Origin of the sequence: Paenibacillus rhizophilus (assembly GCF_003854965.1) — a bacterium.
Classification (GTDB): domain Bacteria; phylum Bacillota; class Bacilli; order Paenibacillales; family Paenibacillaceae; genus Paenibacillus_AQ; species Paenibacillus_AQ rhizophilus.
The window spans coordinates 13,395-25,813 of the sequence record NZ_RQPI01000004.1 but is presented as its reverse complement, the minus strand read 5'-3'; the positions used below and the strand labels follow the sequence as shown (position 1 = coordinate 25,813).

Here is a 12,419-nt window from a genome sequence, read left to right as displayed (position 1 = left end):
CCTTCTAGGCTACTTTGACGACCTGGAGAACTGTCACGTCCGAGCCCATCCGTACGGTTGCGTTGCTGGTCACGTACACCTGTGTGTTGAGTACATCCCCGGAATTACAAAACAATAGCGCTTCTCCATTAAGCAACAAGTCCGTTAAAGTTGCTTGAATGCGTACGTCTACGGTGTGGCTTGTAACCACATTATGCAGGAATCTAAGTTGAGCCTGGTTATTAGCGGCGTATCCCTGCAAGAGTGCTTTTGCGTAAAACTTGTACCATCCCGACTGCTGGATGGTAACAGCACCGGTGGTGGCGTTGTAGTCGATATATTGCTCGGTACTAGTAGTGTCAAAAATAATGTTGGTCCACGCCATCGATGTGCATGACTGGTTGGACGCATTGCGCGACGCCCACACAATAGGTCGCGATGCCGACGTATTATCTCCCCACGGATTAATAACTCCATTGCCGTTGTCCAGGCGAAAATCTGACCCGATCTTGCGGAAGCTGTAAGGATATCCAAGGACTAAAAAACCAGCTGCCAAGGAAACGCCCTTTTGATCTTTCAAGGCGACGGCCCCTAGGCCGTTAATATTCAGCGTCGGATTGGCTCCGTTGGCGGCGTGCGGCACAATGGTAATTCCGAATCCCTCCGGCAGGCTCGCAGGCGCTGGCGACAATGTGGCAGTGTAGGCCGTTGCGGTCCCCGCCGTGCCGGCATATGCCGGATGCCTAATGTAATCAACCTGATGGGCCGTAAAGTCAACTCGCAAGTTATCCGTCTTAGCCTCTGCGTAGTCGATGGCGAAATCTTGTCTATCGTCGGCTTGCCGCAGCTCCGCAACGGATTGAACCAGATCTGATGCCACGCCCCCCAATCCCGTCCGGTACGTGGCTATTGTCTCGGTAACGCTGGAGGTTAAGGCGTATTTGTCCAGGGCGATGTAGGTTACGTAATAATCCTTCGTGGGGTCATAATCGGTCTGCTCGATTCCAATCCGGAAGTTGCCGTTTGCAGCAGCATCATTTATAACTCCATACTTGGTAAATAAGTCCTCCTCTTTGTAAACTGCGAGAAGTTTACCTCCTCTTTTTGAAAGGAGAGAAGCAGAGGCAGGGAAACCCAACTGATTAATTCGATAAGCAGTGCCCGAAAATGCAAAAGTTGCCTTCTCCCGCTGTATTACCCCCGTATCTACACTGATCTGATTTCCGCCAGGGTGCAGGGTAATGCTTCCCTCGGCGTCCGCAACGGGCACAGGAGCGGTGGCGTTGGCGAGCGCATAGTCCAAAGATGCCCAAGCCGTCCATCCCGGGGCCTTATTAGCCGCTACCCACGCCTCCGTGTTGGTGGCCGGAGCGCTGCCGTCAAGGATGGAAATCCATGATGTATATACTGTGCCGTTGTTAGCGTTGGCTTTCCATCCGTTCGCGAGGGCCTTGATCGCATTGGAGTTTGGGTTGATAGCCTCTGCCCATCCTGAGTCTGTATCAGCAATGTTTAGAAAGAAATAACCGCTGCTGTGAATTAGAAATGTATCCGCCTCTGTAGATGGGTCTTTTGTCCCGTCGTTTTTGAGCAACTTCCCGTCATAACGACTCGCCGTTCCTTTTGTACTTGCCCAAACAAGTCCGTTATTGAACTTAACTCGTTTGAACCCTGCATAATCAACGTCAAACACCCACGAAATCGCGCCATCCAACAAAACGTTCTTCTTGATCCGCTCGACATACATCCATTCCGTTCCGGAATTGTACACACTGTCTTTAACGTCGCCTACCTGCCCAAGCGTAACGGGCAGAACAACGGATTGGGGTTCGGTTGGAGTAAATGATGGAGGAAGCGCGGAGGCATCCCCAAGAACAAGCATCCAATTTTTGAACGTGAGGGTGCCTGCTCCATTACTGTTAAGGACGACACGAGCTCTTGTCACATTAGCTGGGACAGTAAATACTTTTGAGCCCGTAGCGCCCAGCCACGTTCCGTACGATCCTACTTGCGTCCCGTTTGAATCGTAGAAGTTATATCCAAGCAAGGCGTTTGATCCTGCCATTTCTATACTTACCGTATAGGTCTGACCAGGAATTACGGGAATACTCATAGTATTGGTTTGAGATGGTCCGGTGGCGACCATCGTCAAATCATATGGCCCATTCGTTGTTGCAGCAGCGTTTAAGCCTTCCGGCACACTCGGGAGCAAATTACGCCCTTGTTTAGTGATCGCTACGCCCTGTACGTGCTGCTTGCCGTCTACATGAGGCAAATAGTCACGGATGTTGGCCGCAGTGATGTCAACTCCGATGCGAGCGTAGAGAGCAGCGTCTACTTCGTAAATCCCAACGCTATCGAATTGAACCCAGCCGACATCCCCAACAACGGCGCGGTTGAACAATCTAAAAGTGTACGTGCCCGTAGTAGACGGAGTAAATTTTATAAAAATTATGCCACTGGTGGATTGGCTGACGTCAACTAGCGTCGGGAGCTCTATCCGCATCATGCCTATCGTAATGCCGTCAGTAGCTAAATTTGCTACAGCAACGTAGGTTTTTCCGGCTTCAACAGCGATGTTTTGGTACACGTTTCTGCTTGTCACGTTGGGGTCTCCGGCCGTTGACGTTATTTTTTGGGCCTTTAACCCCGTGGAGACATTTGTTGTTTCGAGGGAGTACGTGCCGCTTGTAAATTTAGTCCAGCCGTTTGCGACTCCGTCTGAATTAGAATCAAGCTCGAAATTACCCGAGTTACCTAAAATGTTAACCAGCGTCCGGCCACTAACGACCAAATCTAACTCTGACCCGTTTTGATCCGCCGCAAGAACAGACAGCCCCGGTCCCAAGGTTTGGCTAAGGTCTACACGGCCTTGTCCGGCTTTTACGGCAGCCAGATCGGCCATGGCCGAAGCGGGCATGAGACCATCCGTCGATGTCGTTGCTTTGGCGATCGGATCAGATCCCCCGGTTAGGTGACTACTGGCATGGGCGCCTGGCGTTTGGTTGCCTGTAGCTGTAACGGTAATTGTATCTGTGTTGGCATCGGTGGTTACGGTGATCCCCGTCCCGGCCGCGATTGTTAGTGTATCGGTTTTACTGTCAGCTACTACGCTGGATTGACCGGAAACGGCAACGGTCGTGAATGCGTTCTGGTTAACTTCTGCCGATGCAGCAATCCCAGCAAGCTTGTTTTTCTCCGTTGTCGAGTAATCCTCGGTGCTGAGTTGCTTACCGGCTACCTTATCGACCTTGTTATTCCATGTCGTTCGCTCGGCACCGGTGATATGGGCTGTGTTATCAGCCTTGTGTGCCGAAAAGACCGTTCGAATTTCCGAAACCACCTTATAAATCCGATTGAAAAGCCAGTTAAGCCAGCCAGCCGGAGGCTTGTCGTCAACCGCCCATCCATTCGTCTTTTTGGTCGCCGGCGGTTCAATCCCCGCCGCGTCCCATTGTGGTAGCTGCTCGTTAAAATCTGCCAATCAAATCCCTCCTAAATGGGCAATGGATAGTCGTCTCCCGGTACATAAACCTCGCCGAGCTGCCCGCCAGTCGTCATGCTGGTATCGGCCAGACCGAGTGAACTTGTTTCCAGTACGCTGTATTGTGATGACAAAGCGAACGTTCCTGACAAATCCACCGTCGCTACCCGGACGCCGGCGGATACCGTCTTCTGGACGATTTGGACAAACTGGCCTGGCGACATGCCGACCTCATTAAGTCGCGCTGCCGGTACGCTGACCAGATTAATCGCCGCCGGCTCTGGCTCGGAAACATCGGCATATTTTTCTTGAATCCGGATATCGGAATACTCGCAATCAAGCGCTAAGGCAAGCACCTGGATAATCGTGTTGATATCGGCTTTGGATAGGTTCCGGGCAATCTTGCTCCGGAGGAGTACCCGATAAACCTCATCTGTAGAGGCGCCGCGCGGCTGCACGACATTGCTGCCGATTTTGTCCAAAGTCGTGCCTTGCGCCGCATCGATGCTCCGCCATGACCGCACTGTTTCCAGCGTATCGTTCACTGCCGTTAGCTGCTCATGCAGAATGCCAATCAGTTTCCCCAGATTACTGACCGGGTCCTTGTTGTACGTGTCTGCAAAGCGCCGAAGCATATCCTTCACACTAAACATGGCTTGTCACCACCACATTGGCCGCAGCTGCCTGCGCAACCTCATACGGCTGTATCACAACGTTAGAGCTGCCCAAGCTGCCGGAAGTCTTGCCAACCGTAAGCGTCACGTCTCCAACACCCTCCACGCTGTATATGGCGCTGATTAGCCGGGTGAAGACAACATCCGCCCCCATGTTGAGCCCGTTGTAATAAGCACCGGGGGCGTCCGCCCCGCCGATATACCGGATCAGCGCAGACCGAACTTGGGCGTCACCATCGGCCGGGTACGCCGCACCTTTGGTGATATCTACATTCACCTTTATGCCGACTTCGGTTGCTCGGGAGAATTTTACCGTATGCGGTTCGCCTGCCAAGTCCGTGACGGTCTTACTAATGGTCCCATACGGTTCGATGCCGCCCGCCTTGGTCGAAAAAATGGCGCCTGCGATGGCCTGATCATCCCCGCCGAGGACGTAAGCCTGAAACGACTTTCCCGGGCGCCCCGCACCGTCAGCTGTCAAACCCGTATTTTCGATCACCGTTGCCGCCCGAACGCCATCCAGCCGGAGTAGGGCGCTGCGGATAGAGTCAACCGTCGCCGCCCCGCCACCGGCGGTAGACTGCTCGAATCGGTCCCGAAACTCGGCGTCCGTCTCCTTTTCCCGCCCGCCTGTCACAGGCGCGACATTGGTCACGCCTGTGACATCGGCAGAAGGGTTGACGATAACCGTGATCGTGCCGGCGGCTACATTGCTGGCCGATCCAGACGCCAGAGCTTCAATGGCGACATTGCCGGTGCCTCCGGTTAAGGTGACATCATCCGTAGTCTGGTAGGTCAACCCGGACTCAGTCGCCACGCGAAACCCGGCAGATACGGTATATCCCGCCGTTCCGGTTAAGGTGACGGTGCCCATAGCCCACTGCTCCAATATACGGCTGATGCCGACCTGCGGTCCGAGGCGATCCAGATTGTTACCCGTCGCCGTCCCGATATATCCGCTGTTATAGACGTCCTCGGCCAAACTCCACAGAATGGAGAGGAACCATGCGAAGATCCGGAGAATGATCCCAAGCGGCGAACGGACAGAAGTGTTTACCGTATCGCCGAATGCCTCTTTGGCTTTGTCCTCCATTTGGGCAAAAAGGTCATCAAAACGCGGCCGTTTAAAACCCGTGCTATCCAACAACGGTTTCCACCCCCTCAACCGTTATGATATCTCCGTTGACGGATGTTGCCTTGATATCAGCGGTAAACGTCCGAGCCGCCCGGTCAAAGATCACATCGACAGAATCAACCGTCTGAATCCGTGGCTCCTGGAACATGCCTTCGGTCAGCTCGTCCCGGACGTCATCCTCCGTTACACTCTTCCCCATAATCCGGCTGAAGTCGATGCCAAAGTCCAGATCAAGGAACCATTCCCCCTTATTCGTGCCGACGGCCATTCTGCAGCTCTGCGCGATCTCCTCCGGACCAGATACAAGCTGCAGCTCGCCTCCGGCAAATACCAGATCGCCGGTCTCGTCCACTTTTAAAGACAGCATGGCATCAGCCCCACAATCACGGCGTCATTGCGCGAGTGCCGGCGGGCCGTGTCCGGTGCGGCCACCTGGCCGGATAACGTATTTTGGATCTCCGCATCACAGCAGACGATCAGCACTGTATCCCCGACATGCAGGACCGGTCGCAGAACGGTCTCCACGCCGCCGATTAACACCCGCATGCCAGTCACGGGTACATCCAGCAGCAGAGCCGGCGCGTCCTCTCCTATCTGGACAAGGGGCTGCACCTTGGCGAGCAGCGTCACCGGGTCAAAGGCTAGCACTCGGCAGGGCATCGCAACATCGATGTTACCCGTCTGATTATCGCTGTGCGCCCGAAGCAGCTTGCCGAGTGCAGCCGCCGCACTTGATTTACTCACATAATCGCCTCCACTTCTGTCGAAAAATCTCCAGTGTTACTGAATTTATGGGTACCGCTCCGCACATGCAGCTGTCCGGACCACTCCCGGCAGGTCAGTTCGATCACCGAGGCCGTCGTAATGCGGCGCTGCAGCTGCGCGGAGCAGTTGTATCCCTTGTGGCCGTCCTGCTCGAAATACTCCGGGCTGCCGATCAAGCCCGTATCTGGATTGAGATCGAAAACGGAATCCGCGCCTATCCGCAGCGGTCGGACGTACAATTTTCCTTGGTTAATGTACACCGACGTACCGCAGTCCTTAGCAACATCCGAAATAATGTCCGTTACCTTCCCTTTGGCGCTATATCCCTTCTTATAGCTGTAATCCTTGGCGAGCTGCATCTGTGCCACCGGAAGGCCGATAAGGCCCGCAAGCTGCGTAATGATGGCGCTGGCATAGCTGCCTTTGGCGAAGGCAATTTCCTTTTTGATCTCCCGGGCGGACAAATCTTCGCTGTCCAGGACGTTGATCGTCGTGATCTTGTCCACCCCCTCCCATTTGGTATGGGTTGCGGAGATGCGGCCGTTCAGGATGGTCCCAACGTCTCCGACATACCCGGCGTTTACCATGAGAACGTTGTTTTTGACGATCCGGTTAATGGTCGTCTGTGCGAGGTTCCATATCCGGATTTCCGACTCATTTGGAAGAGGATCAGAGTCAAACGGGATTGTACCCTCCATTGTGTATTTGGCAAGGGAAAATGACATATTGGCCGTCATGACCTCAACCACTCTCCCAAAATTTTTAAGCGCCATCGTCATCACCTTCACTGTAGACGATATACAAAAACACGCTGGTGCCCAGCGTGTTCCATGTTACTTCTGTGCTGTTTTCCGATTCGTCCCAGGGAACGATCGGCTGCTTCGGGAATCGACTATCCCAAACGTCCGCGAATAGCGCCTGCCCATAGACCAGCTTTTCTCCAGTGACGAGCGTGTTCCCCTCTGCGTCTTCCAGGTCTAAGGTAAAAAAATCATATTCCGTGTTGTAATGGATCTCAATCGTAAAAAGTTCATCCGAGATCGAAATCTCAAACCGATACGGAATGTTGTCCTTGTCGATCTCAATATAATCCATGGCTTACTCCATCTCGGATGGGCCGACTACCTTCTGACACTGCACGGTTTCCTGTACGGCCTCAAATACGTTTTCGATAAAATTTATCGGGACTTCATGTTTTGAGAGCACTTCAACAACCTCGTTCGCGATTTTGTATAGGTTTATTTCCTTCTTCACTTCATCATCCCCTCACTGCAAATTTCCAGTCCCCCACTTGCTGCCGGGTTTGATCGGGGCCCGCTGGGGCTTGTTTATTACGCTTCTGGAGCTGCTGGCTTTGCTGCTGGTTTTTGGCTTGCTCTTGCTCTTCGACTTGGCAGCCGACTTATTTTTAGTCTGCTGCGTACCCTTATTGGCGACCGAGGCCGCCTGAGCTTTGACGGGGGCCGGAAGCTTGGACACGTAGGAGGACGTCGCTACTCGCATTTCCCGCAGTTCCATTGAAAAAGTCATGCCGTTAGCAATGGTATAATTCCGGCTGGAGCTGAATGCTGTAATCACACCGGCGAATGCAATTCGGCCAATGTATTTTACAATCTTCCCCTTATCTTTGGCCGCGATAATGTACGCCTCGGTCTTCGCCGCGTCGGGTCCAACGATCCTGCCGGACAGTGAAAGTGTGCGGGCGCCAGCCTGGACATGATCAGCCAGGTTGACGCCCTTCTCTACCGGCTGCTCGGTTACTGTCACCGGGAAGTCAGGAGATTCGTCCTCGACAGTAATGTACTTGCCGTCGATCTTAGCCATATTCGACCTCCAGACCGTGAGCGCGCAGCACAGATTCGATGATGTCACGCACCTTTTCATCCACAATATCGCCAATTTGCCGGGCCGTCTTCTCGTCTGCGTTACCAGCGATATTGATATTGAGATTCACGGCTGGCATTTTGATTACCGGCTGAGTTCCGCCGGCACTTGACCGAGCCGGAGCAGACTCCGGAGATAATCTCGCTTTATTCTCCTCTGCGGTCAAGACGCCTTCATCTTTATGCAGCTGCGCGATATACCCATCAAACGGAACCCGGGAGAGTCCGTTTTTATGGCTGCCGTCAATCATGGGTATGAGGGGGATATTTACGCCGGCAATCTCTTTTCCAGTAAGAGGATTCTTGATGGATATGCCGTTCAGGCTGGACAGCATGCCGTTGAATTTGTTGATTATCCAGTTTACCGCGCTAGAAAATGATGATTTGACCGAACTCCAGGCCCCTGAGAGCCTCGAAACGATGCCCTGACCGACACCATCAACGGCGGAGACAATGCCATTCCATGCAGTGGACATAATCCCTTTTATCCCTGCCATTGCGCTACTGATCGATGTCTTGATATTTTTCCATGCGGTGGTCACCCTGACCCAAATAGCAGATGCCGCATTAAATATGGTCGATTTGATCCCGGACCAGACCGAGCCTAGCCATGCTCCGATAGCCGAGAAGACTTTGATTGTCGCCGCTTTGATCTGATCCCAATACTTATAGACCAGCGCGGCCATGAGGAAGAGCGGTCCCGCCAGTCCCGCCAGAATAACAACGCCCCACCGTTTCAAGAAGCCGGTAACAGCATCGAATGCGGTCTGGAAAGCCTTTGGAACAGTCACTTTGAAGAAATTCAGTGTCGCGGACGCGGCCGACCTAATGCCTTTCCACATTTTATCCACAAATGCCCGGAACTTGTCTGATCGCTTATAGGCTATAGTAAGCCCCACGACCAGCCCGACCAGAGCCATTGTAATAAGCAAGATCGGATTCATCGCCATCACCGCATTAAGGGCAGCCTGCGCCGCCGCAAATCCTTTGGTTACGGCCGCTCCGATCTTCTGGGCGGTGGTAACGGCTTTGGTCGCTGCTGCCACGCCGAACATGTACGTCTTATACGTGAGAAACGCTGCCGCAATGCCGGAAACGATCGGGATAAACGGCTCCCACTTATAGACCTCGACGGCTACCCCGGCCATCTGGGAGGCGATATTCTGGATCTCCGGCCATAGATCGACGGCAGCCTGGACCAGTTGCTTGCCGATCATGATGGCAACCGGTTGAATCGCTGTCCACAGTTCCTGTGCTTTATCGGCCAATTGACCGAGCATCGGCCCTGCTATGGAGCCAAACTGCTTAAGATACGGAAGGGCCAATTGAACCCAATGGACCACAATTCCGATACCAGCTCCGACCTTATCGGCGATCAGACTGCCAAACGCTGAAATCTCAGCTTGATGGCTCGTTACCCATTGACCGAACATGTCCAGATAAGGCAACAACTTCTCGCCTATGGGAATTAGCAGATAAGTTTCAATCTGCCTGCCCAAGAATCCAAAAACTTGCCAGATTGACGTAAATTTGGTCGCGTTGAGTTTGCCCATAGCGTCTCTCGTCATATCGAACTGATTTCGGGCCGAGCCCATGGCTGTAATGACACCAGCTTGCAGGTCCTCAAACTGTGTACCGAATAAATCCGTAGCAATTTGATTCTGTCTCATCGGGTCCTTCGCGCTCTTGATTCCTTGAACAACCTGCGTGAATGCCTTCTGTGCTGCTGGTCCGCCTTTCGCAAATGTCGCTACCATCTTTTGGGCATCAAATCCGAGCATTTTGAACCCTTCAAGCGTCGCCTTATTCGTAATATCTCGCGCCCTCAGATTGAACTCCTTCACAGCATCGCCGACTTTATCCAAATTGAATGCGCCGGAAGCTGATCCAGCTGCCAGTGTGTCGAACATTTGGTTGGCGTTGAAGCCAAGGCTTTTAAACTGCGTGGAGTATTCGTTCAGAGAATCCAACATTTCTCCTGAAAAGTCCAAGCCATTTTGTTTACCTTGGGCGATCAAACTAAATGCCTGATCCGAAGTAACACCGAAGTTCTTCATGAGAGTATCAGCTGTTCTGATAGACTCAGGAACCTCATACCCGAACGTATTCCGTAGCGCGATGGCGTTCTTTGTGGCCCCCTCCAGCGCACCGCCGGTCATGCCGGTGATTTGCTTCACACTGGCAATAGACTGGCCCAAATCATCCCAGGATTCTCCATAATTCTGCGCATACAAGTCTTTGGCTATGCCTTTCGTCTCTTCGAGCTGCTGCGCGGTCATTCCCGTCGCATTCTGCATCGACGTCATAGCCGATTCGAATTTTCCCGCCGCATTTATCGCCGCTGTACCGATCCCGATAGCAGCTGCGCCAAGCGTGGCGCCGGCTGCGATCCCAAGCCTAGTCACTGACGCTGTCAAGCCTTTGATCTTCTTGTCGCCGTCTTTCAAGCCCTTGGTGTTGAGTTTGAATCCGACCGCATACATCAGGGAATCAATAATTCCGCCTGCCATATTCCCTCCTTTCCGGACAGCAAAAAATGACGCCCGGGAAGGGCGCCGCTATTTCTTGTCCTTATTCGCTTTTCGGAGCTGTTCGACGTGGATATCTAGGGCCGCATTGGCTTCGGCAATGTCGTCATCGTCCATATTGTCTAAATCGCTATAGGTAATGCCCATATCGGATAAAAGCAGCCGCCAGATATGCCAATTTTCCTGTGCTCTGTGCTTTGCTTCAGATTTACTTATTGTCATCCGCTGAATCCTTAGATTCTTCATCGGGGTCTGGCGTGCCAGTGATGAAGTAATACGCTTTGTTCGCCACTTCGACCATTTCGGAATATTCTTCAAAGTCGTCGATCGTTAATTTTGGTTCTACGACAACATGTTTAAACATCTCTTCGCAAATCTTCTCTTCCGAATTGATGCCATGTTTGTTTTTTACTCTATCGTTGATCTTGGTCACGTTTCGAACGCCGGGATGTTGCAAGGTATATTCCTTGCCGGATTTCGTCGTTACCTGCTTTTGTTTAAATATTTCCATGTTATTTTCTCCTCTCTAAATTAGACCATGTCCAGATCAAGGCATTGGAACTCATAGCTGCGATCCCCGACTTCAGAGCCATACTCACGGTCTGCCGGCTTTTTGATAATTGCCTCGGTTGCGGTGCTGATCTCCTTAGGATCGCCGTTATACGCGACGGTCACCGAGACCTTCTCTCCGCTGCGGGCGAGACCATCCAGATATGGAACCTGCGGGCTAGTCGCCTGCAACGTAACCGCGATCGTGCCGAGCGGGTTATTCACCTTATTGACGACGACGTCACCCTGGGCGCCTACCGTGGTTGTAAAACCGTCCTCATCTTTGGAGACCGTAACCATGTCCTCGCCCAATCCGGTCAAATACACACTTTTGACAATCACGTTCACATCATTGGCGTCGTATGTTTTTGCTACTCTTGCCACTTGTCACCCCTCCTTAATTAAATGTGATCGTTCCCTTAATAGCCGCCGAATGGATGGCTCCGGCCAAAACGAACGAGAATTTCCCGTCCGGATACCGCCGGGCCGCCTTGTCGGCCGGGTCAACTTCCGATGCTCGCGGGAACGTCGTGGTAAACATCGGCTGCCCGTTGTCATCCTCGGCAATCATGCCCTGCTTAAAAGCCCGCTGCAGCACTGTACGTACTACGCCCTCAATCATAGAAATGCCGCGATTGTCATAGGGAACCTTCTGATTCTGGTCCTGCACGCTCGCAAACAGTGTCTGAACGCCGTTCTGGATGCTGATTACAACATAATCCTGGCTATGCACCAGGTCGATATAAGTTCCGGACACCGTCTTGCCCTCGCTCGTCACATTCCGGCCGGCCTTGGTCACGTACGTATTAGCCCCAGCCGCATGAATGGCCGCCAGCTCCGTCGCTGTCAGGTCAAGCGGGCTGATGCCGACCAGTGTCCAGTCTTTCCAAGTCACCGACCCGGGCGGCAGGCTGCCGACGGCGCCCACCAGTGCAGCATCCGGATAGTTGGTAATCGTAGTATGATAAAACACGTTTGTCCGGTCATAGTTTTTCGCCTTAATCGTAGCAAGGTCCGCCTGCGTCGCCGACCGGGCGATATATTGCCGGGTCTTGTCCGCCTCGATGATGTCGGCTACGGCAATAATGTCGGCCACGGCCGTGCTCGTCTGGAGCAGGAAATGCCAGTCTTTAAGCAGCATGGCCGCCATAAAGGTTGGAACGTCCTCCGGCGTTGCACCCGTCTTGCGCTGCGCAATGGCGATCTGCGCAGGCGGATTCTTTTGAGCGAAAAGAGCCGCTGCGGCCTTGTACTCTTCGGTGCTCGTCGCGTAGTCAGTGATCACACCGGACAAATCCGAGTAATTTTTAAAGCTCTTGCCGGCAGTGCTGGTGCCAATGATCAGCGGTTTGCCAAATCCGAGGATCGGCGTCGGCGTCTGAACCGAAATTGTAACGGTAACGTCACTCAATGCCAAGGTAA

The 12,419-nt window shown here is 53.0% G+C and carries 13 protein-coding genes; all 13 read right to left on the bottom strand.

What is annotated here, in order from left to right; genetic code table 11:
- Positions 1 to 4: 4 nt before the first annotated feature.
- The 13 genes from EH198_RS09235 to EH198_RS09175 all read right to left on the bottom strand — a co-directional run bounded on the left by EH198_RS09235 (position 5) and on the right by EH198_RS09175 (position 12,414).
- Positions 5 to 3,463 (bottom strand): autotransporter outer membrane beta-barrel domain-containing protein, encoded by a 3,459-nt coding sequence (locus EH198_RS09235; RefSeq protein WP_124695262.1) that lies wholly within the window; start codon positions 3,461 to 3,463, stop codon positions 5 to 7.
- A gap of 11 nt (positions 3,464 to 3,474) precedes the next feature.
- Positions 3,475 to 4,116, bottom strand: coding sequence for a hypothetical protein (locus tag EH198_RS09230; RefSeq protein WP_124695261.1), 642 nt, complete (start codon positions 4,114 to 4,116; stop codon positions 3,475 to 3,477).
- The gene (locus EH198_RS09225) at positions 4,109 to 5,284 is read right to left on the bottom strand and encodes a baseplate J/gp47 family protein (RefSeq protein ID WP_124695260.1); all 1,176 of its coding nucleotides are present in this window, start codon (positions 5,282 to 5,284) and stop codon (positions 4,109 to 4,111) included. The genes EH198_RS09230 and EH198_RS09225 overlap by 8 nt, the downstream gene beginning before the upstream one ends.
- On the bottom strand, positions 5,274 to 5,639 hold the full coding sequence (locus EH198_RS09220; RefSeq protein WP_124695259.1) for a DUF2634 domain-containing protein: 366 nt from the start codon (positions 5,637 to 5,639) through the stop codon (positions 5,274 to 5,276). Before EH198_RS09220 ends, EH198_RS09225 begins: the two co-directional genes overlap by 11 nt.
- Entirely contained in the window at positions 5,627 to 6,016 is a 390-nt protein-coding gene (locus EH198_RS09215) for a Gp138 family membrane-puncturing spike protein (protein ID WP_124695258.1), read from the bottom strand. Before EH198_RS09215 ends, EH198_RS09220 begins: the two co-directional genes overlap by 13 nt.
- Positions 6,013 to 6,810, bottom strand: coding sequence for a phage protein (locus EH198_RS09210; RefSeq protein ID WP_124695257.1), 798 nt, complete (start codon positions 6,808 to 6,810; stop codon positions 6,013 to 6,015). Before EH198_RS09210 ends, EH198_RS09215 begins: the two co-directional genes overlap by 4 nt.
- Entirely contained in the window at positions 6,800 to 7,132 is a 333-nt protein-coding gene (locus EH198_RS09205; protein ID WP_124695256.1) for a phage baseplate plug family protein, read from the bottom strand. Before EH198_RS09205 ends, EH198_RS09210 begins: the two co-directional genes overlap by 11 nt.
- A gap of 3 nt (positions 7,133 to 7,135) precedes the next feature.
- Complete coding sequence (locus EH198_RS24580; protein ID WP_185702821.1) at positions 7,136 to 7,291, bottom strand: hypothetical protein; 156 nt, start codon at positions 7,289 to 7,291, stop codon at positions 7,136 to 7,138.
- A 12-nt stretch (positions 7,292 to 7,303) separates the two neighbouring features.
- Entirely contained in the window at positions 7,304 to 7,861 is a 558-nt protein-coding gene (locus EH198_RS09200; RefSeq protein WP_185702820.1) for a phage baseplate protein, read from the bottom strand.
- The gene (locus EH198_RS09195; RefSeq protein WP_124695255.1) at positions 7,854 to 10,430 is read right to left on the bottom strand and encodes a phage tail tape measure protein; all 2,577 of its coding nucleotides are present in this window, start codon (positions 10,428 to 10,430) and stop codon (positions 7,854 to 7,856) included. Before EH198_RS09195 ends, EH198_RS09200 begins: the two co-directional genes overlap by 8 nt.
- A 226-nt stretch (positions 10,431 to 10,656) precedes the next feature.
- Positions 10,657 to 10,959, bottom strand: coding sequence for a hypothetical protein (locus tag EH198_RS09185; RefSeq protein ID WP_124695253.1), 303 nt, complete (start codon positions 10,957 to 10,959; stop codon positions 10,657 to 10,659).
- A 20-nt stretch (positions 10,960 to 10,979) separates the two neighbouring features.
- Positions 10,980 to 11,381: a phage structural protein gene (locus EH198_RS09180; RefSeq protein WP_246014164.1), complete on the bottom strand. Its 402-nt coding sequence runs from the start codon at positions 11,379 to 11,381 to the stop codon at positions 10,980 to 10,982.
- A 13-nt stretch (positions 11,382 to 11,394) separates the two neighbouring features.
- Positions 11,395 to 12,414, bottom strand: coding sequence for a DUF3383 family protein (locus EH198_RS09175; RefSeq protein WP_124695252.1), 1,020 nt, complete (start codon positions 12,412 to 12,414; stop codon positions 11,395 to 11,397).
- Between the last annotated feature and the right edge of the window lie 5 nt (positions 12,415 to 12,419).